At 51.2% G+C, this 19,743-nt stretch carries 21 protein-coding genes; 3 read left to right on the forward strand and 18 right to left on the reverse strand.

From position 1 onward, the window contains the following. Nucleotides 1-247: 247 nt before the first annotated feature. Both KI215_RS08680 and KI215_RS16110 read right to left on the reverse strand, forming a co-directional pair. Nucleotides 248-781: a hypothetical protein gene (locus KI215_RS08680; RefSeq protein WP_212772366.1), complete on the reverse strand. Its 534-nt coding sequence runs from the start codon at nt 779-781 to the stop codon at nt 248-250. Nucleotides 782-997: 216 nt separating this feature from the next. Next, complete coding sequence (locus tag KI215_RS16110) at nt 998-1,147, reverse strand: recombinase family protein (protein WP_275956692.1); 150 nt, start codon at nt 1,145-1,147, stop codon at nt 998-1,000. Nucleotides 1,148-1,683: 536 nt separating this feature from the next. Here KI215_RS16110 and KI215_RS08690 point away from each other — a divergent pair. Next, nucleotides 1,684-1,935 carry a hypothetical protein gene (locus tag KI215_RS08690; protein WP_212772368.1) on the forward strand — a complete coding sequence of 84 codons (252 nt, stop codon included), beginning with the start codon at nt 1,684-1,686 and terminating at the stop codon, nt 1,933-1,935. Then, nucleotides 1,932-2,282, forward strand: a complete 351-nt coding sequence (locus KI215_RS08695) for a hypothetical protein (RefSeq protein WP_212772369.1) — start codon at nt 1,932-1,934, stop codon at nt 2,280-2,282. The genes KI215_RS08690 and KI215_RS08695 overlap by 4 nt, the downstream gene beginning before the upstream one ends. A gap of 730 nt (nt 2,283-3,012) precedes the next feature. Here the strand turns inward: KI215_RS08695 and KI215_RS16320 are convergent. From KI215_RS16320 to KI215_RS08730, 7 genes are all read right to left on the reverse strand, one after another. Further along, nucleotides 3,013-3,252 carry a VOC family protein gene (locus tag KI215_RS16320; RefSeq protein ID WP_420830099.1) on the reverse strand — a complete coding sequence of 80 codons (240 nt, stop codon included), beginning with the start codon at nt 3,250-3,252 and terminating at the stop codon, nt 3,013-3,015. A gap of 81 nt (nt 3,253-3,333) precedes the next feature. Further along, on the reverse strand, nt 3,334-3,681 hold the full coding sequence (locus KI215_RS08705) for a VOC family protein (RefSeq protein ID WP_338048341.1): 348 nt from the start codon (nt 3,679-3,681) through the stop codon (nt 3,334-3,336). 584 nt (nt 3,682-4,265) lie between these two features. Continuing rightward, nucleotides 4,266-5,177: an aldo/keto reductase gene (locus tag KI215_RS08710; RefSeq protein WP_212772371.1), complete on the reverse strand. Its 912-nt coding sequence runs from the start codon at nt 5,175-5,177 to the stop codon at nt 4,266-4,268. A gap of 369 nt (nt 5,178-5,546) precedes the next feature. Further along, a complete protein-coding gene (locus KI215_RS08715) occupies nt 5,547-6,014 on the reverse strand; it encodes an acyl-CoA thioesterase (RefSeq protein WP_212772372.1) in 468 nt (155 codons plus the stop codon). 66 nt (nt 6,015-6,080) lie between these two features. Beyond that, on the reverse strand, nt 6,081-6,908 hold the full coding sequence (locus KI215_RS08720) for an ABC transporter ATP-binding protein (RefSeq protein ID WP_212772373.1): 828 nt from the start codon (nt 6,906-6,908) through the stop codon (nt 6,081-6,083). A 262-nt stretch (nt 6,909-7,170) separates the two neighbouring features. Beyond that, a complete protein-coding gene (glnA, locus tag KI215_RS08725) occupies nt 7,171-8,508 on the reverse strand; it encodes a type I glutamate--ammonia ligase (RefSeq protein WP_212772374.1) in 1,338 nt (445 codons plus the stop codon). 53 nt (nt 8,509-8,561) lie between these two features. After that, nucleotides 8,562-8,951 carry a MerR family transcriptional regulator gene (locus KI215_RS08730; RefSeq protein ID WP_212772375.1) on the reverse strand — a complete coding sequence of 130 codons (390 nt, stop codon included), beginning with the start codon at nt 8,949-8,951 and terminating at the stop codon, nt 8,562-8,564. A gap of 290 nt (nt 8,952-9,241) precedes the next feature. Here KI215_RS08730 and gltP point away from each other — a divergent pair, with 290 nt between their 5' ends. Continuing rightward, nucleotides 9,242-10,513 (forward strand): glutamate/aspartate:proton symporter GltP, encoded by a 1,272-nt coding sequence (gltP, locus tag KI215_RS08735; RefSeq protein WP_212772376.1) that lies wholly within the window; start codon nt 9,242-9,244, stop codon nt 10,511-10,513. Between the two features lie 143 nt (nt 10,514-10,656). Here gltP and KI215_RS08740 read toward each other — a convergent pair whose 3' ends face one another. The 9 genes from KI215_RS08740 to mutL form a co-directional block, all read right to left on the reverse strand. Continuing rightward, a complete protein-coding gene (locus tag KI215_RS08740; protein ID WP_212772377.1) occupies nt 10,657-11,634 on the reverse strand; it encodes a LacI family DNA-binding transcriptional regulator in 978 nt (325 codons plus the stop codon). A 37-nt stretch (nt 11,635-11,671) separates the two neighbouring features. Beyond that, nucleotides 11,672-12,172 (reverse strand): DUF456 domain-containing protein, encoded by a 501-nt coding sequence (locus KI215_RS08745; RefSeq protein ID WP_212772378.1) that lies wholly within the window; start codon nt 12,170-12,172, stop codon nt 11,672-11,674. 1 nt (nt 12,173) lies between these two features. Beyond that, on the reverse strand, nt 12,174-13,439 hold the full coding sequence (locus tag KI215_RS08750; RefSeq protein WP_212772379.1) for a methionine gamma-lyase family protein: 1,266 nt from the start codon (nt 13,437-13,439) through the stop codon (nt 12,174-12,176). Between the two features lie 15 nt (nt 13,440-13,454). Continuing rightward, a complete protein-coding gene (gene hflX / locus KI215_RS08755; RefSeq protein ID WP_246512066.1) occupies nt 13,455-14,690 on the reverse strand; it encodes a GTPase HflX in 1,236 nt (411 codons plus the stop codon). 81 nt (nt 14,691-14,771) lie between these two features. Continuing rightward, on the reverse strand, nt 14,772-15,746 hold the full coding sequence (gene spoVK, locus KI215_RS08760; protein ID WP_212772380.1) for a stage V sporulation protein K: 975 nt from the start codon (nt 15,744-15,746) through the stop codon (nt 14,772-14,774). 122 nt (nt 15,747-15,868) lie between these two features. Continuing rightward, nucleotides 15,869-16,120, reverse strand: coding sequence for an RNA chaperone Hfq (gene hfq, locus KI215_RS08765; protein ID WP_212772381.1), 252 nt, complete (start codon nt 16,118-16,120; stop codon nt 15,869-15,871). Between the two features lie 39 nt (nt 16,121-16,159). Continuing rightward, complete coding sequence (miaA, locus tag KI215_RS08770) at nt 16,160-17,095, reverse strand: tRNA (adenosine(37)-N6)-dimethylallyltransferase MiaA (RefSeq protein ID WP_212772382.1); 936 nt, start codon at nt 17,093-17,095, stop codon at nt 16,160-16,162. Continuing rightward, the gene (locus tag KI215_RS08775; RefSeq protein WP_212772383.1) at nt 17,092-17,871 is read right to left on the reverse strand and encodes a class I SAM-dependent methyltransferase; all 780 of its coding nucleotides are present in this window, start codon (nt 17,869-17,871) and stop codon (nt 17,092-17,094) included. The genes miaA and KI215_RS08775 overlap by 4 nt, the downstream gene beginning before the upstream one ends. A gap of 1 nt (nt 17,872) precedes the next feature. Then, nucleotides 17,873-19,738: a DNA mismatch repair endonuclease MutL gene (gene mutL, locus KI215_RS08780; protein ID WP_212772384.1), complete on the reverse strand. Its 1,866-nt coding sequence runs from the start codon at nt 19,736-19,738 to the stop codon at nt 17,873-17,875. Nucleotides 19,739-19,743 lie beyond the last annotated feature (5 nt).

Genomic DNA, 19,743 nt, shown 5'->3' on the forward strand with positions numbered 1-19,743 from the left:
CCACCTTTTTAGATTAGTATTTTCAGGAAAATAAAGGTTAGAAAGTTGGGAAATAGGTTTATATTCTTAGTATATATTATAGATTGTATTATTGAAAAGATATAACAGAATGACCTTTTGTATATCAGCTATTCTGATCAAAAGATCGTAGCCTCCAGGGTCTCCAGCTTCCTAAGCAATTGTTTTCCTCTCTTCTAGAGAAGCAAAGCCAGTTTTTTGACGTTTTGAACCACGGCAGTAATCCTATCTATTCTATTATTCTCATGATTGGGTCTTGGTCGTGAAAGGCGATACATATCGGGATTTTGCTTTTTACTTTTCGTGAAGCCTTTGCAAAAACAACTACTGTTCTAGCGACCAAATAAAGAGTAATACCCACTGCCTTTTCCGTTTTATCAAAACCATTTTCGGAATAGATATGAGCAAATTCAACTATATCTGGACCTTTTAATTCCTCTACCCAATCGCAAGCCCAATCATCGTCCTGCTCTAATAACGGATGATAATTCGTGCAGATAAAAAAATGACTACTCCACTCGTTGTCTAAGTCATATTCATAATAGATGGCTTTCGCCGAATAATCATGAGCTAATTTTATTGATTTAGTAAGCCCTATCTCCAAAAGTTGTTGAAGCTTATCCAGATTTATCTTTTCAATTTTTTTAGCTTCTTCTGCACCAGCTAACTGGGAACATAAAGAGTAATACTTTTGTTCAATTTGTAATAAATCGTCATAAAGCAATTCATTTTGCATTCGCTCAAGATAATCATAAATATTCACAAGATATACCCCATTTAATTAACCTGTTTCATTAAAGATATCGATCCATCTTCTATATACTTACAGATACAAAGCTTTGTCAATAATCTCTAGAAAAGAGTGGCTTTTTGTGTATCAGTTTTCATGGTGTGACTATTTTTGTTCAGATACCGGTAAAGTGTCGCCTTGAACACCTGAAGCGTTTCACAAATTTCTTGGATGGAAAGATTGGAGTCTTCATAAGAGAGATTGAGCCATTTTCACTTTCCGTTCATCCATCACCCGTGGCCGTCCGCCCAATTTCCCTCTTGCACGAGCCGCAGCCAAGCCAGCCTGCGTTCTCTCCCGGATAATCTCCCGTTCAAGCTCGGCAACCCCGTCTGGCAAATCCTCCCGCATATGGTTAACGGTATCCAGATCCTCTAAGCATGTACTCTAACAACTGCGGTGTAAACCCCATTGGCTGATTTAAAGTTGGCCTGTTAGCCAATTCACTTTGCGCTAATTCAATCAATCTCATCAACACGACAAAGGAACTTAAAGAGGTCGCCTACGGGTGTCTGATATTCGAAAGTTATAAGATAACCTGTAGTGAAACACAACGAGTGGACATCTGCAGATGGTGCAAAATCCGGTCGGTAATCGCTTGATGGATCGGTCAGGGGGATGAATGTAAATAATAAAGCCCCCTAACTTTTGTGCATGTTCTATAAGTGCCACATACGCTTAGAACCACAAGAAACCAGCTTATACAGTTGTACTTCGTAAGGTCCACAATGTTGTATGGTTTGATCTAAGATTCAGTTTTCTCATGAATGGAGGAGGTAATCATATTGGGATGGATTTAGATCCAAAAGCGAAATATGGGGCCACTCTGGAAAAAAGTGGCTTCATAGGGGATCAAAACGAAATGGAGTGTCTCGATGCCGTCTGTTGAAACGGTATGGATACAGGGTCAGGGCTTCTGCAATGAAAATCGGCTCATAATAGATCAGTCGCTCGGTTTGTACGGTGTGGCGGACGGAGACACCAGTCTGGACCGTTTCAGGGATGAGAACGGTCTTACGGGCGGGGCGATCGTAGCGAAAACAGTGGCTGAACATTTTCTAAACCTGGATCGGAAACTGACCTGTTCCAGGCTACGCTGCAAGCCAATGAACGGCTTCGGCAGGTGATGCACGATCAAGGGATTGATCTGCAAAAGACCGAAGCGCTATGGGCCGCGGCACATGCCGTGGTCCAAATCGGAGAACACCACATCGAGTGGGTGCAAAGCGGCGACTGCATGATTTATGCCCTCTACAGGGACCAAACCGGGCGGACGGTGACACGGGATTCGGTGGATGATCATGACCGCCAAGTGATTGAACTGTGGAAGGAGCACCATTTTAGTCGGACCAACGGAAAATTGCCTGAAGAAGTCCGTGAGAAAATCCGCTTAAACCGGCGGATGGCCAACAAACCGGGCGGATACAGCTGCATTAACGGAGATCCTGCGCTGATGGACCACCTCGAGTGGTAGGTTGGCACGCAGCAATCTTGCCACCCTTCTGCTAGTATCGGACGGGTTTTACTTCGGTTTTGCAGACATCTTGATGACAGAGGATTTCGTCCTTGCAATCGCCCGGGAAGGACTGAACGCATATGCCGAAAGGCTGTTCCAGTTTGGAATTCAGAGGATCCGGACTGTAAACGAGTCCCCAGACTCAAACATCGGACGACAAAGCCGGCATCCTGATCCGTTTAAGTCAAGTGAGATGATGTATTAATGAAAAGGCTGGGCGGCCTTTAGTCTTGGGTGTTCGGGTATTTCTTCATGATGTCCTCACCCTGCCGCGATTTCTTAGTGCAAGAGGGCCGATGAAAACAAAATTGACGCAACCTATTAAATAGGTCAGGGGTACAGCCCTATCTTTTTCTTTATTTTTTGGTGACAGTGACCCCACAAAAAGCCACTGAAACCTACGAAGGAGTACTTCATAGACTCAATGGCTTTTTGCTTGATCTTACAACCGTTTACGATTAAGGTCATTTACAGGTACGCCGGGGTGTTTATTCTCAAAGGCAGACTTACCTACTAAACATCATCTTTTTATAAAATTTTATTTTTCCCTAAAACAGTTTTAATCCGTTCGTTTTTTCTATCTGACTCAAGTATTCAAAGAAACCAATACGATTTTCCCAGGGGTCAGTAAAAGTACCCCATTTAACAGGAACTTCTTCTCTTGAATATATTTCAAAGCTCTCGACATTTAATTCTTTTTTATCCTATCCCGCTCGGCTTCTATATCCGTAACACCTAAACGGATTGGTCCACTACCTTCTGTTGGTACTCCTTCAGCCACTTGTAACCAACACCCAGAAATAAGCTCCCACTCTGCAAATCCTTCGTGTGGTATGAAATCAGGTTTTTTATTAAGTAATGTTTGATACCACTTTTGACCTTCTTTTATGTCCGTAACACGAACTTGAACAGTCATTTCATAAATCAATAGATACCCCCCTCAGCGCCCATACGCGAAGAGTCAATCGTCATCGCTTTTGGTTGACGTACCCCTTTAGATCACAACCGTTTAATAACAGCAGACTTCTAACCGATTGGCATCAAGATCGTAGAAACCGAAGAAGCGTACATTACCTGCTTCCTGGATTGGTTCTACCTCTACTTGTTGTTCCCCCAAATATTGATGAGCTTGTTCGATCTCATTCGTATATAGGATTGGGTAAGTGCTCGACCACTCTTTTCCCACTTTGTTTTCTTGATCAGAAAGCTCATGTAAGGTAAGAGACGTACCAGCAAGATCTAATACGACATACTTTTCATTTTCATCAAAAGTGGAGGTAAGCCCCAATTTCTCTTGATACCATTGTTGTGCTTTTCGATAATCATTCACCCTTAAAATGACGAAATCAGCAGAGATTTCGGGAGAAGCGAAAAAAGGTCCTACAAGCCTTCGTGAAGTCTCCCCTCACCTTTGTTCCCAATGTACGACTAACCGATCCGCGCTTTCCTAGCCCTCCATTCGGAACACTGGGCGATCTCCATCAGTCTCTTCCTACCGGGAGGCTCTCCTTTCGCCTTAATAATCTCCCGGGCCACCTCCAACGGATCTGGAGAGTTCTCCACCTTGATGCTCTCCTCCACCTTGGTGGCATAGAATTATTTGGACAAACTCAGCTGAAGGAAGTGTCATCGACGTGGCAGCCAAACCTGACGATATGCAAAAAATCAGCAAGATGATGAGAGACGGTACCACGCTGTCAGCAAGTTAGCTACAGCAAAAAACGGCAAGCCCGTCTTTCGACGGTTGCCGATCCTGGGAGTACCCACGACGTACATAATGAAACTGATCGCGAGTGACAACGTACATCATCACATCATCGAAAATGAAGTCACCCGCCCTGTCGCATTACCAACCTAAGCGGATGACTCCGTGTAACGTCTGGGATCACGCCTAATCATCTTATTTACAGAGCCAGATGTAGGCTATATGCAACAAGAAGGTTACTCGTTTACAATTTCCAGCGCTTTCTGTATCAGATCGTCGGAAATCTCCTGTTCCAACAGATCGATGTTTTGCTGGATCCGTTCCGGCTGTTTGGTACCAACCAAAACGGAGTTAATCCCCGGATTCCGGTACAGGAATTGAAGCGCCAGGGCAGTTAATTTGTCACCGTCCCCTCCGACTAGTTCCAAAAGGGCGAGCACTTTTTTCTTGTGCGTAAACTCTTCATTCAGATGCGGCAACACTCGTGAGGATAGCAATCCAGCAGCGAGCCCAGAACGAATAAATACGCCGATTCCTTTTTCAAGGCAAAGGGCGATGTTTTTTTCATTTGTTTGATCTAGCAGGTTATATCCCAATTGCATCACGTCAAATTCTCCCGATTCGATCAAGAGGGTGGCCAATTCCCCATCGATCGAAGCGCCAAGGTAGCGGATTTTCCCTTCCTTTTGCGCATCTTTCATTGCGGCCAGCGTTTCCCCTTCTTCGATTACTTGTTCCGAATTAGGCCCAAAGTGGATTTGCATGATGTCGATCACATCCGTTTGCAGCCGCTTTAAGCTGCGATCGATCGATTCTTTAACCGCTCGGTAAGAAAAATCGTAATACGTATCCGGTTCATTGCTGTGTTCTCCACATTTGGTGGCAAGAATGAATTCATGGCGACGGGAGGACAAAAATTTGCCGATTCGCTCTTCACTACGATGGTAAGCACTGGCCGTATCGATGAGATTGATCCCCAAGTCCAGAACGGTATGAAGCACTTTTCCCGCTTGTTTTTCATCAGGCCTTTGCCTTTCCCGGCCGTCCCCCAGTCCCCAGTCTCGCCCGATTTCCAAAGCGCCGAAGCCTAAGAAGGTAACCGATGTGCCCATCCGCGGAATTTCTCTTTTTTCCAATGCTTTCTTCATATTTTCCCCCTCCAGACTCCCATTTGATGAAAATGGCAGGGTGAAACAGAGTGAACGGTATAAATGTAGCGAAATGCCAAACTTCTGACAATAAGGTGGGGAAAATTGAGAAAATTTAATCTATCGCTTTATGCTGGTAACAATGAGACCGAAGAGAACGAATAAACTGCAATCAAGAGATTTCCATAGAACAATGGGTGCTATTGGAACGAAGAGGATGCCAAAAAAGCTGGATATAAGATGAAAAAAACCATCCAGGTTGTGAGAGCCTGGCCGGGTTTCTTTGTATGTATAAACGGAAGCGTAAGGCGAAAACAGAGGAAATACACCGATCAGTAAGTACCAATCTCCGTCGGGATCAGACAAATCCTAATGTAAACCCTCCTGCCTCTTTCTTCGCTCGACCCGCAGTTGCCGGCGTTGCACAGCGGATTGGTGAAGACGCTTTTCTTTGTCCGTTTCCGGTATAACGGATGGCACTGCCACGGGTTTTCCTTCTTTGTCGATCGCCACCATGGTGACAAAAGAAGTGGTGGTCAGGTTCTTCTCTCCGGTCCGATTCTCGGGAACGACTTCCGCATATACTTCCATCGAGGCGTTTCCCGTCCAGGTTACAAACGCTTCCACTGTCAAAATGTCACCCAAACGCGCCGTATTTAAGAAATCCACCGAGTCGATCGACGCAGTCACTACCAGTTGTTTGCAATGTCTCATCGCTGCAATGGCGGCCACTTCATCGATCAACGCCAATACCTGTCTCCCGAAAATGGTACCATAGGAATTGGTATCACTGGGCAGAACCAACAGCGTTTTCACCGTTCTCGATGCGCTCGCCACTCATCGCAAGTCATCTCCCTCACCCCAAGTATTCCAACCCTCCTGCCGCTTCATTCAATCCGTCCTTTATTGCCCCAGCGCCACGGGTTGTTTCATCTTCTTCCTGGATGCAGAAGAGAGGGGAATACACATCGGGTGACCAGTCACGGGATCGGCAATCACTCTAGCCTGAATACCGAAGACGGATTCAAGGGTTTCCGGGGTGATCACGGATGACGGTGTACCCTGTGCCACCACTTTGCCGTCTCGAAGAGCGATGAGCTGATGGGCATAGCGGGCCGCTTGGTTGATATCATGTAAAACCATCACCACGGTGATTCCTTCCGTTTCGTTCAACCGTTTCAGAAGATCCAGCACTTCGATCTGATAGGCCAAATCAAGATACGTTGTCGGTTCGTCCAACAGCAACAGCGGTGTTTTTTGCGCGAGTGCCATGGCGATCCACGCCCGTTGCCGCTGACCGCCGGATAGAGAGGAAAGGGGACGGTCAGCCCATTCCGACACACCCGTCATCTCCATCGCCCATTGGACGATTTGACGGTCTTCCTTGCGCTTACCTCCCCAAACTGACTGGTGCGGAAATCGTCCGTGCCACACCAGCTCCTCCACCGTCAACCCTTCGGGAGATTGGGGATGTTGCGGTAAAATGGCCAGACGTCGGGATACTTCCCGTGTCGGCATCGCATGGATCGATTGGCCATTGATATAGACAGCTCCTCCATGCGGTTGGATGAGCCGTGCCATCGCCTTGAGCAGGGTCGATTTGCCGGAGCCGTTACGGCCGATCAGCGCCGTGATGTAACCGATGGGGATATCGATGTTGAGTGCTTCAATAATCCGTTTTTTTCCGTACGCCAACGACAGATCCCGGGCACCAAAATGCGTTTCGTTCATATTTACACCCTCCTCGATCAGGGAATCCTCATATCCCCGCCATGCGAGATTGTGCAGGAGGAAACGCCCAATACGCTGAACACCTTCAGCGGATTGCGCGTCAACCCCCGCACCTATCATGATGAATTTGAAAATCATTATCATTAAATGGTCACACTTTTAATCCTAATCGAACTCCTTCCCGATGTCCAGTTATTTTCGGGAGAATCTCATCAAAAAAAGACACCTCCTGCTTACTGCAGGGGGTGTCTTTTTTGTCGGATTAGTACAGGGTCAGGTATTGTTCCCGCTCCCAAGGATGAACTTGCGTGCGGAACATATCCCACTCGATCTCTTTGGCTTCGATGAAGTGGGCCAGCGCATGTTCGCCGAGCGCTTCGCAGATAACCGGGTCTTTTTTCAGCTCTTCCAACGCTTCTTTCAGCGTGGCCGGCAAGGACTGGATGCCTGCTTCCCGACGCTCTTCATCATCCATGACGTAGATGTTGCGGTCGGTTTGCGGCGGCAGCGGCAGCTTGTTTTTGATGCCGTCCAAACCTGCTTTGAGCATCACGGCCAAAGCCAGATACGGGTTGGCGGACGGGTCCGGGTTGCGCACTTCGATCCGGGTGCTCAAACCGCGGGATGCCGGTACGCGCACCAACGGACTGCGGTTTTTCGGAGACCAAGCCACGTAGCAAGGAGCTTCATACCCCGGCACCAACCGTTTGTAGGAGTTGACCAACGGGTTGGTGATCGCCGCAAAGGCGCGGGCATGTTTCAAGATACCAGCCAAGAAATGACGTGCGGTTTCGCTCAGACCCAGCTCGTCGTTTTCATCGTAAAAGGCGTTTTCATTGCCCCGGAACAGGGATTGGTGGCAGTGCATACCGGAACCGTTCACACCGAACAGCGGTTTCGGCATGAAGGTTGCGTGCAGACCGTAACGGCGGGCGATGTTTTTCACCACCAGCTTGAAGATCTGGATATTGTCGGCCGCACGCACCGCGTTGGCATATTTGAAGTCGATTTCATGCTGACCGGGCGCCACTTCATGGTGGGAAGCTTCCACTTCGAAGCCCATCTTATCCAGTGTCACGACGATGTCACGACGGCAGTTTTCGCCCAGATCCAGGGGTGCCAAGTCAAAGTAGCCGCCGTTGTCGTTCAAGTCCATCGTCGGTTCGCCTTTTTCGTTGGTTTTGAAGAGGAAGAACTCCGGTTCCGGACCGACGTTGAACGAAGTGAAGCCCATTTCTTCGGCTTCTTTCAGCACTTTTTTCAGGATGCCGCGCGGGTCTCCCGGGAACGGATTGCCATCCGGCAGATAAACATCACAAATGAGTCCGGCCACTTTCCCTTCAGACCCCGAGCTCCATGGATAAATCACCCACGTGTCCAAATCCGGATACAGATACATATCGGATTCTTCAATCCGCACAAATCCTTCGATCGAAGAACCGTCGAACATCATTTTGTTGTCCAGTGCCTTTTCCAGCTGGCTGCGCGGGATTTCCACGTTTTTGATCGTGCCCAACAGATCCGTAAACTGAAGGCGGATGTACTGGACGTTGTTCTCTTCTACAGACTTCAGAATATCTTCACGTGTGAATCGAGGCATAGAGAACGCTCCTTTGTTGATGTGTTTATGGTAAGCCATATGGCTTGTTGGTATCAGTGGAAAAACCGGGAAAGTTCTCCTTGGATCAAATGCGCTTGACCCGGACGCAACTCAGTCAGTTGCCGTTTCAACAATTTACGCAATTCGGCATCAGTGATGTCGTGACGACGTTTCTCTTTGGAAGGCTGTGTCGATTCCGCCGTCTGTTTCAACAGCACTTCCTTGACGCCGGCTACGTTTACGCCTTTTTCCATCAAGCTTTTGATTTGCAACAAGCGATCAACGTCATTGAAGGAAAACAGGCGTTGATTTCCTTTTGTCCGAGCAGGTCGGATCAAACCCTGTTGCTCGTAGTAGCGCACCTGCCGCGGAGTGAGTTCCGTCAATTTCGTCACGATGCCCATGGGAAACAGAGGCATGTTCCTACGGATCTCATCTCGCATGTGGGCGCCTCCTCTCTTGCATGACTTTACTGCTATTGTATTAATGTCAATTTCATTTGTCAATGGGTGTTAGAAAAAATGACATAAAATCAACTGATCCTTTTTTGTCCGGAGCGTTCTCCTGCCTTGTGATCCCACATTATCACATGCCGATCCCCGAATGGAAGGGGGATGGAGAACCCCTCGCTTGATCAAAAGCCAAAATTGATTTAACATGTTATATTGTGTGCAATATTTTTTTGCCCACGGTAAAAATAGAGGATCATGTCGACAAACGGGAGGGAGAGAATGTGGCAAAACGGAAACTGGGGCTCGCGTGGCAAATCTTGATCGGATTAATCTTGGGTATAACGGTAGGCGCTGTTTTTTATGGAAACCCTGCCGTCGAACAATATCTGAAGCCGATCGGTGACATCTTCATTCGGTTGATCAAAATGATCGTGATCCCGATCGTCATCTCCAGCCTGGTCGTTGGCGTCGCCGGTGTCGGGGACATGAAAAAATTAGGAAAATTAGGCGGAAAAACACTTTTGTATTTCGAAATCATCACCACAATCGCGCTGATTATTGGGCTGTTTGCTGCAAATGTATTCCAACCCGGTGCAGGCGTGGATATGAAATCGCTGCATAAGGAAGACATCCAAAAATATGTAACCACCACCAAGGAAGTGGAAGATCACGGGTTTGTCGATACCTTCGTTAACATCGTACCGGAAAACCTGTTTACCTCCCTGGCGGAAGGCCACATGTTGTCCATCATTTTCTTTTCCGTGTTGTTCGGATTGGGTGTGGCAGCCATCGGAGACAAGGGAAAACCGGTATTGAAGTTCTTCCAAGGAACTGCTGAAGCGATGTTCTACGTGACCAATCAGGTGATGAAATTTGCGCCGTTCGGCGTATTTGCCCTGATCGGGGTTACCGTTTCCAAATTCGGCGTGGATTCGTTGGTGCCGCTGAGCAAATTGGTGTTGCTCGTGTACGCATCGATGATTTTCTTCGTTTTGGTCGTACTGGGCGTGACGGCCAAAATCGCCGGCACGAGCATTTTCCGGATCATCCGTATTCTGAAGGATGAGCTGATCTTGGCCTATTCCACCGCCAGCTCGGAAACGGTACTGCCGAAGCTGATGGAGAAAATGGAGAAATTCGGTTGTCCGAAGGCCATCACATCCTTCGTCATCCCGACCGGATATTCATTCAACTTGGACGGCTCCACACTGTATCAGGCGATTGCCGCCATCTTCATCGCCCAGATGTACGGCATTCACCTGTCGTTGAGTGAACAAATCACCTTGCTCCTGACCTTGATGGTCACCTCCAAAGGGATCGCAGGCGTACCGGGCGTCTCGTTCGTCGTCCTCTTGGCTACGTTGGGTGCGATGGGATTGCCGGTGGAAGGGCTGGCCTTCATCGCTGGTGTCGACCGACTGATGGATATGGCCCGGACGGCAGTCAACGTCTGCGGCAATTCGCTGGCGGCCGTTGTGATGTCCAAATGGGAGAAACAGTACGATGAAAAACAAGCGGAAGCATATTGGGAGGAAGTAAAACAAGCGGCGTGAACGACTGGCCAGCTCAATTGACGAGCATCTCGATTCACCTTGAGCCTGTCTATACAATGTTCTTCCCAATTGGAGCGTTCAGAGACAAAAGCCGTTACCAGCTGGACGTAATCCGGCTCGGTAACGGCCTTTTTGATGGCGCTTCATACCGTTCCTCGCTCGATCAACCGGTAGGGAAGTTCGACGCGCTCGGGTTCCGATGGTTCTTTCTCGATTCTGGACAGTAACAAGCGAAAAGCGTGTTCCCCCATCCGGCGTCCGGGGTGTTCGATCGTGGTCAAATCTAATACTTGTGCGATCGGATGGTTATCAAATCCCATCACCGCCAAATCTCCCGGAATCCGCCATCCCCGACGGCGAGCCTCCATGATGATCCCCGCGGCCACCTGATCGCATGAAACCAACAATGCCGAAGGGCGTTCCTCCATTTCGGACAAATCATGGACAACCCGTACCCCGTCTTCGATCGTCAAACACTGCTCAAACATCCACTCCCGGCGGGGAACCTCCCCGATTTGTTCCAACGCGTCGTGAAAGGCCCGTTTTCGGTTTCGGCTGTTGAAGCTATGTCCGCGCCCGATACAGTAACCGATGCGACGGTGCCCTTTCTCAATCAGATACCGCATCCCCGTCATAAAACCGCCGTAATGATCAATGTATACCGATGAGATGGCTCTATTGCCCGTATCTTCACAAGCCACGATCGGCCCGTGAACCGCAAATGGTTCGATGCGATCCCAATCGACGGCTTTGGAACAGATGATGACACCGTCCATCTGCTTCATTTTGAGTGATTCCAGCAGCCCGATTTCCTCATCGGGATCATAGTTGGTTTGACACACGATCAAGCGGTGGTTCGCCTTCAGCGCTTCACTTGCAATCCCTTCCAAGATCGCCCCGAAGTAGGGATGGTTGACAAACGGGAGAATCACACCAACTGTTTGGGTCTTCCCCGTTTTGAGATGGATGGCGTGAATGTTTTGTTTATAGTTCAACTCCCGGACAGCTTTCATCACGGCTTTTCGCTTTTCCTCGCTCACATATGGCCGGTTGTTCAATACGCGCGATACCGTCGCTACAGACACCCCGGCCATTTCAGCGATCTGTTTGATGTTGGCCATGTTTCCACACTCCCCGGAAGTACGTCTTACATCCTCCTCATAACACCAAGATCAGGAACCAGACGATCATCACCACCATGATCAAACCTTTAAAGAAGATGCCGCTGATCATCCCCACCCATGTGCCAAATCCGGCGCGTACCGCTTGGCCAAACGGCTTGCGTTGCAAAAGTTCGACCAGCACCACCGCCACAAACGGGCCGATAATCAATCCGATCAGCCCCAGTGGACCAAGCAGAATGGGAAACACAATCGTTCCGATGATCGCCGCCCAAGTAGCCCATTTGGACGCTCCGTATTTACGAGCGGCAATCCCTCCCGCGATATAATCGATCAACATACTGAAGGCGGTGAGGAGAATGACACCTGTCCAAAACGGCCAACCCAGGACATGGGGATCAATCAGAAAATGATACAGGACAAACCCGGCCAACACCGCCAAGGTCTCCGGCAAGACCGAGATGAACAGTCCAACGAAGCCGACCAGAAAACAAGCGACAACCAACACCCACACCAACACGTATCCCACTGTTTCCATGTTATCCTCCATTCCTGACATCCAATATGTGATCCAAGGCCGTCAATATTCCGATTTTCACATGCGCATACGTCAACCCGCCCTGCATGAATCCCACATAGGGCGGACGGAGCGGCCCGTCAGCGGACAACTCGATACTCGCCCCCTGAACAAACGTGCCCGCAGCCATGATCACAGGATCATCATAACCGGGCATAGGTGCCGGCTCGGGTCGCAAATGGGCATCAATCGGGGACGCCGCTTGGATGCCCCGGCAAAACGCGATCAACGCCTCCGGGTTGCCGAACCGGATCTGCTGGATGATGTCCGTCCTTGGTGAATCCCATCCGGGGTCTGTCGAAAAACCCGCCTCCTCCAGTACGGCCGCCGCGAATACCGCTCCTTTCAATGCTTCCCCCACCACGTGCGGCGCCAAAAACAACCCCTGGAAGTAATCGCGCAAATACCCGTGTGTGGCACCGCCTTCCGCACGAATACCAGGTGCCACCAGTCTGGCGGCGGCACGTTCCACCCATACTTTTTTTCCGGCGATGTAACCGCCTGACTTGGCCAGACCGCCACCCGGGTTTTTGATGAGTGACCCGGCAATCAAATCCGCCCCGACATGCGTCGGCTCCATTGTTTCCACAAACTCGCCGTAACAGTTGTCCACAAAAATCACGGCATCGGGGACAAGGGACCGGACCAACCGAACCATCTCGGCAATTTGCCCCACGGTAAATGAGGGGCGATCCGTATATCCGCGAGATCGTTGGATACCGATCATACGTGTCCGCTCGTTGATCGCCCGCCGTACACCTTCCGTATCCACTTCGCCGTCCGGTAACAGCGGTACAAAACGGTAACGGATGTCGTAGTCGGCCAACGAACCGGAACCGTCCCGTTCCGTGCCGATCACCTGATGCAGCGTATCGTACGGTTCGCCGGTGATGTACAACAATTCATCACCCGGCCGGAGCACACCAAACAGGCATGCGGCAATCGCATGCGTGCCAGAAACGATATGCGGGCGGACGAGTGCCGCCTCCGCTCCGAACACCTTGGCAAAGATCGATTCCAGTGCGGTACGCCCCAGATCGTCGTAACCGTATCCGGTGGAATCGTGCAAATGATGTTCGGCGATCCCTTCCTCACGGAAAGCAGTCAAAACACGCCATTGGTTTTCTTCCACCACGCGTTCAATTTCCGAGAGACGCCGCGCGATTTTCTTCTCTGCGCGACGTGCCCAGTTTTGGATGATCTCTGCATGCTTCAAATACTTGTCCACTCTACCACACCACTTCTACATTGACAGAATATGAATTTGAGACCGTAAATCAGAGGGAAGTCGCTCAAAGTGCCGCTTGGGCATGCGAAAGGAAATCCTGAGGCACGAACCGTCCATTTCCGTTTCGTGTACTTGTGCCCGCCTGTGAAGCAAAGCCAGCCAATCTCCTTTCTCCGCAGGGATCTCCGCCCGCCCGATGATGGCCGTCTCATGCAACCTTTCATCGATGGCATGCACCAAGCGTTCCAAGTCTCTGTCGGAAAATGCGCTGATGGTGATTGCATCCCGACCAGGTGCCAACAATGGCACTTCCGTCACCTGGTCCGCTTTGTTGAACACCAACAACACCGGCAGGTGAGACGCCCCCAACTCCTCCAGGACCGCTTCTACCACCTCAATTTGATCCTGTGCTTCCGGGTGACTCATATCCACTACATGCAACAGCAAATCAGCCTCTTTCACCTGCTCCAATGTGGAGCGAAATGCCGCTATCAATTGGTGCGGCAGATGCCGGATAAAACCGACCGTGTCCGTCAGCAGCACCGTCTCCCCCGAAGGCAAAGACAACGCCCGGGAAGTCGGGTCCAACGTGGCAAACAGACGGTCTTCAGCCAACACGTCCGAATCGGTCAGCCGGTTAAGCAACGTGGATTTCCCCGCATTGGTATACCCGACAAGCGCAACCTGCAGAATTTCGTTTTTTCGGCGTCGGGTCTGGTGCAACGCCCGGTGTTTTTTCACCTGTTCCAATTCGCGCCGGATGTCCCGTATGCGTCGCCGGATGTGGCGCCGGTCTGTTTCCAGTTGGGTCTCCCCCGGACCTCGCGTGCCGATCCCGCCTCCCAAACGGGACAGTTCCCTGCCCCGCCCCGAAAGACGCGGCAGCAAGTATTGCAGTTGTGCCAGTTCCACCTGCAGACGCCCTTCTTTTGTCTGGGCTCGCATGGCGAATATATCGAGAATCAGCTGGGTGCGGTCAATCACCTTGCAGGGGATCAACCGTTCCAGGTTGTGCAATTGCGCCGGCGTCAATTCCCGGTCGAATACGACCAGATCGACCGCTTGCTGCTCCGCTTCCCGCGCAATCTCTTCGGCTTTCCCGCGCCCGATGAACCAGGCCGGATCGATCTTGTCCCGAAATTGGACAAAAGTGGCCACTACTTCTGCGCGGGCCGTATCGGCCAAACGGGACAACTCCTCCAGAGAGGAGCGGACCTCCCATTCGTCCCGTTTGGACCCGCAACCAACCAATATGGCTTTTTCTTTTGATACGACCGTTCCGATCGTCGCTCATCCTCTCTCCAGCTTGCTTTCAGCAATGTCGTAACCATGTTAAGTATACCACGAAAAAGCGGGGGAAGATGTTTGCGTAAACTGGAGATCCTCCGCACGGATGGACATCAGATCATCCCGGGTGGGATAGCGTGTGTTCAACAGGCGAACCGCCTGCAATCGGACCGCTTGCTCCACCAGATTGCGAACATAGCGGGCATTGCCGAACGGGTGCGCCGAACGGTCGATCTCCTTAAGCAAATGACGTCGCAACTTTTCTTTGGCGGGATTGGAAAGCCGGTATTGCCGCTGTCGAACCATTCGGTCCGCGATGTCAATCAGCTCATCGATGGTGAAATCGGGGAAATCCAAATGAATCGGGAATCGGGACGGCAAACCGGGGTTGGAATGGAGGAACCGGTCCATCTCATTTGAATAACCGGCTAAAATGAGAACAAATTCGTTCTTGTGATCCTCCATCGCTTTCACCAGCGTATCGATCGCCTCTTTGCCGAAATCTTTTTCCCCTCCGCGCGCCAGAGAATATGCCTCGTCGATGAATAAAATCCCTCCCAGCGCTTGCTTGACGTGCTCCCGCGTTTTTTGTGCCGTGTGACCGATATACTCCCCCACCAAATCCGCCCGTTCCACTTCAATTAAATGCCCTTTGGCCAATACACCCATTTCCTTGAACAGTTGGCTCATGATACGGGCCACGGTGGTCTTTCCGGTCCCGGGATTGCCGGTAAAAATCATGTGCAACACTTGTTGTTCCGCCGACAATCCCGCCGCCATCCGACGACGTCCCACTTCCAGCCACGCGTAGATCTCATGGATGAATGCTTTGACCCGCTTGAGGCCTACCAGTCGATCCAAATCATCGAGGCACCGACGCAGGGGAAGATGTTCCGGTTGATCGATCGTATCCGCAATCCCATCAGTGACGGTTGCCGCTGACGATCCTTCCCGATCCGAGTCATAGTCCAGTACCACCTGAATCCGGTTGGTTTCTCTTGTGATGACCCGCCTGCTCATGTTTGTCACCTCTTATGGTCGATTCGGCTCCATATAATACGCAAGAGCCCAGTATTTGGTGAAGGACAAAAAAGAAACAACCAAGCGGGGTACCCGCTCGGTTGTTTCGGTCGGAGGTGGTATTATGCTTCTTTCCCAGCCTCTTCGGCTTGCTGTTGTTGCAAAGAGACCGGACGTGCCGGTGTAAAGGTGGAAATCGCGTGTTTATACACCATTTGTTGTTTTCCATCGCTGTCAATCACGATTGTGAAATTATCGAAGCCCCGTACGACTCCGCGAAGCTGGAAACCGTTTATGAGATAGATGGTAACAGGGACCGCTTCTTTGCGGATTTGGTTGAGAAACGTATCTTGAATGTTGATGGATTGTTTCAAAGTCCGTACCTCCTATGTACGTTTTGGCATTAGTTTACTCTATTCGCTGTAACCAGGGAACTTTCCTGCTACAACCTGATGAATTTCTTCCGTGAAGCCCGGGCGGGTCACGTCGAACCAATGGATTTCCTTCAAACGCCGGAACCAGGAGAGTTGTCGTTTGGCAAACTTGCGCGTCCCCCGCTTGATTGCCTCGACCGCCTCCTCCAGTGTCCAATATCCGTCGAGATACTGCTGAATTTCTTTGTAACCCAACGCCTGCATGGAGGTCAGGTTACCCCGGTAACCGAGCGCCCGCAACCGTTTTACCTCTTCCACCAAACCATCGGCCATCATTTGATCCACGCGTCGGTTGATGCGCTCATACAACTGCTCCCGTGGCATCGTCAGGCCAATCCACAATGTATTGTACAGGGAACCTTCCTGCTTTTGCAAATGGGAAAATGGAACCCCTTTGGCATGAAATACCTCCAACGCACGGATGATGCGGCGTCTGTCATTGGGATGCAATCGGCTCGCCGTTTCCGGGTCCACCTTCGCCAATCGCCGGTGCAGGGCTTCGTTGCCCTGTTCATCCGCCAAACGATGCATCTCCTCTCGAAAGGCCGGGTCTTCCTTTACACCGGGCAGCTGATACCCATGCGTGACGGATTGCACATACAATCCCGTCCCTCCGACCAACATCGGCAGGTTACCACGTGACTGGATCTCATGGATCTTCTCTTTCACCATCCGCTGGAATTGATCCACGGAAAACGGATAGTCCGGATCGACGATATCGATCATGTGATGAGGGACACGCGCCCGTTCAGCCGGCGTCGCCTTGGCGGTACCGATGTCCATGTACCGGTACACCTGCATCGAATCTCCGGAGATGATCTCTCCGCGAAACGATTCGGCCAGCTGCAGGCTAAGCGCTGTTTTACCCACCGCCGTCGGCCCCACGATGACGAGCAAATCCTCCTTTTCTTTCATTCCCTCCCTCCTTCAACCCGGATCACGCCCAGTGCGAAACGAGCGGATTGTTTCACGATTTCAAAGCCCAATCGTTCAAACTCGCCGCTTTGTGGCCGCTCTTTCAGCACGACCGTCTTGCGGGCCACCCGAACCGCGTGACGTACCGTCTCCGGGTCCAGCGGGTCCATATTGGCCAACAGACGGAGCGGCTGAACCCCGCTGGATGCGCGTACCGTTTCACGAAACATGGGATCAAAAAGAATGATATCGTAGGAGCGATCCGCACATTGCGGCAAAAACTTCCGATAATCGGTACAAATCACTTCAATGGAACGCATCGCCTTTTTCAATTCCTCATTTTTCGCCGGATATGTCTTCAGGCCGTGGGCCACCAGTTCGGCGATGACCGGCTGGCTTTCCAAGCCGGTCACGGTTTGCCCGGTGACAAAGGCGGAGACGACGGCGTCCGCCCCCATCCCCAAGGTGCAATCCAGCACCCGATCTCCGGGTTGCATCCCGCTGACAGTTACCAACGGGTCGGAGTTTCCTTGTCGCAGTTGTTTGATCCGCGGGACGGACATATTGGGGTGAAAAAAGAACTGCCGCCCTTCGCGATCTTCCCAGTGCCATCCCTCCCGCGTCACCACCACTGCCGAATCGGCGCCGTTTCGCTCCATCAACTCCACCAGAGGAAAACGCTCCCGGTCAACATAGGGCATACCCAGCCGACGGGCCAGATGACGCGCCTCCTCCCTTTGTCCGGCATGCGGATGAAAAGACGTGGTCACCAGCATCTCACATCACCCGCTTAAACATCTTTTCGATTTCATAGGTGGAAAAATGCACAAGAATCGGTCGGCCATGCGGACAGGTGAACGGATTGTCGCATGCCCCCAACTCCTCGAGCAAGTGTTCCATCTCCTCCCGACGCAGGTGGCGGTTGGCCTTGATCGCCGCTTTGCACGCCATCAGCTTGGCACTGGCGTCCCGGAGGCGAACCGTATCCACTCGACCGTGTTCCTTGAGCCAATCCACGATCTCACGGATGATCGACTCCTCCTGTCCTTCTGGAAACCAACGCGGATGGGAACGTACGAGAAACGTGGTTCCTCCGAAAGGTTCCACTTCCAATCCGAGCGCGCGTAAATCGTCCAGCTTGCTTCGGATCGTTTCCGCCTCGGACAGCGTACATTCCACCGTCATCGGCACCAACAGGGGCTGTTGTTCGGGATCGGTTTCTTTCATGCGGCGAAGAAAGCGCTCATAGTAAATCCGTTCATGCGCCGCATGTTGATCGATCAGATAGAAACCGTCTTCCGACTGCGCCACAATATAGGTGCCGTGCACTTGCGTCAATGGTTCCATCATCGGAAAACGGGATTTCTCCTCCGGCTCCTGCACAGGGACAGGCGACTTCTGTGGTGTTTCCTGTGATGGGATCGGATCCGGGGCTGTCGCTTGCTCAGGCAAAACGTGGGAAACGGGTTCCGTCTTCTCCTGCCGGACGGAAGACGGTTCGTATACCCGGTCTTCCCTCACCGGGCGCGACAATGACGGATACCCTTCCGATTCGGACCGTCCAGCGGGGCGGTCAAAGGACAACCGTTCCTGCACTACTTGTGTTTTTTTCACCGTCGGTCCATTCGGTTTCTTCTCCACTTTGGGGACAAGTACCTGCCGGTGCAATGCCTGGTGAACCGACTGCACGATCAGGTCGTACAGCGTTTTTTCCTTGCTGATGCGTACTTCCAGCTTGGCGGGATGTACATTGACATCCACCAGTTTGGGATCCGTCTCCACGCACAGCACACCGATCGGATAACGCCCTACCGGCAACAGCGTGTCATACGCTTGTAATACCGCCTGTACCAATGGAACACTGCGGATATAGCGTCCGTTCAGAATGATGGACAAATATGAGCGATTGGACCGGGTCACCTCGGGACGGGCCACCAACCCCGTCAGGCGGAAATCCGGATCTTCCGCTTCGAGCGGCACCATGTGGGATGCCACTTGCTTGCCATACAAGGCATGGATGACGTGTATCAGTTTCCCGTCACCGGGTGTCCGGAACAATTCGCGTTGGTTATGGCGAAGCGAAAATGCCCGATTCGGATGTGCCAACGCCAACCGGCCAATCACATCGGCTACGTGACTAACCTCAGTGTTGACGGTTTTCAGGTATTTCAAACGAGCCGGCGTATTGTAAAACAGATCTTCCACCCACACATCCGTTCCACGGGAACGGGACGTTTCCTCAATCGAGACCGTTTCGCCCCCTTCCAGCTTGAGCCGGATGGCGGGTTGGTCCGACCCATCCTGGGTGGTCAGTGTCAGTCGGGATACGGAGGCAATACTGGGCAGTGCCTCTCCGCGAAAACCCAATGTGCGGATGGCAAACAGATCCCGCTCTCGGCGAATCTTGCTTGTGGCATGCCGGGCGAAAGCCAGTTGCGCGTCCTCCCGGTCCATACCGCAACCGTTGTCGGAAACGCGGATCGAGCGGATACCACCTTCCTCCAACTGAACCGCGATCCGATCCGCATCCGCATCGATGGCGTTTTCCACCAACTCTTTCACCACGGAAGCCGGCCGCTCCACCACTTCTCCCGCTGCGATCTGGTTGGCCAAATGATCGTCCAAAATGCGGATTTTTCCCATCCTCG

Origin of the sequence: Polycladomyces abyssicola, from assembly GCF_018326425.1 — a bacterium.
Classification (GTDB): domain Bacteria; phylum Bacillota; class Bacilli; order Thermoactinomycetales; family JIR-001; genus Polycladomyces; species Polycladomyces abyssicola.

Bases quoted from the DNA above. Each gene is read 5' to 3' on its own strand.
- KI215_RS08690 (WP_212772368.1), top strand. From the start codon at position 1,684: ATGCCGTCTGTTGAAACGGTATGGATACAGGGTCAGGGCTTCTGCAAT.
- KI215_RS08710 (WP_212772371.1), bottom strand. From the start codon at position 5,177: ATGAAGAAAGCATTGGAAAAAAGAGAAATTCCGCGGATGGGCACATCG.
- KI215_RS08720 (WP_212772373.1), bottom strand. From the start codon at position 6,908: ATGAACGAAACGCATTTTGGTGCCCGGGATCTGTCGTTGGCGTACGGA.
- glnA (WP_212772374.1), bottom strand. From the start codon at position 8,508: ATGCCTCGATTCACACGTGAAGATATTCTGAAGTCTGTAGAAGAGAAC.
- KI215_RS08730 (WP_212772375.1), bottom strand. From the start codon at position 8,951: ATGCGAGATGAGATCCGTAGGAACATGCCTCTGTTTCCCATGGGCATC.
- KI215_RS08740 (WP_212772377.1), bottom strand. From the start codon at position 11,634: ATGGCCAACATCAAACAGATCGCTGAAATGGCCGGGGTGTCTGTAGCG.
- KI215_RS08745 (WP_212772378.1), bottom strand. From the start codon at position 12,172: ATGGAAACAGTGGGATACGTGTTGGTGTGGGTGTTGGTTGTCGCTTGT.
- spoVK (WP_212772380.1), bottom strand. From the start codon at position 15,746: ATGAGCAGGCGGGTCATCACAAGAGAAACCAACCGGATTCAGGTGGTA.
- miaA (WP_212772382.1), bottom strand. From the start codon at position 17,095: ATGAAAGAAAAGGAGGATTTGCTCGTCATCGTGGGGCCGACGGCGGTG.
- KI215_RS08775 (WP_212772383.1), bottom strand. From the start codon at position 17,871: ATGCTGGTGACCACGTCTTTTCATCCGCATGCCGGACAAAGGGAGGAG.
- mutL (WP_212772384.1), bottom strand. From the start codon at position 19,738: ATGGGAAAAATCCGCATTTTGGACGATCATTTGGCCAACCAGATCGCA.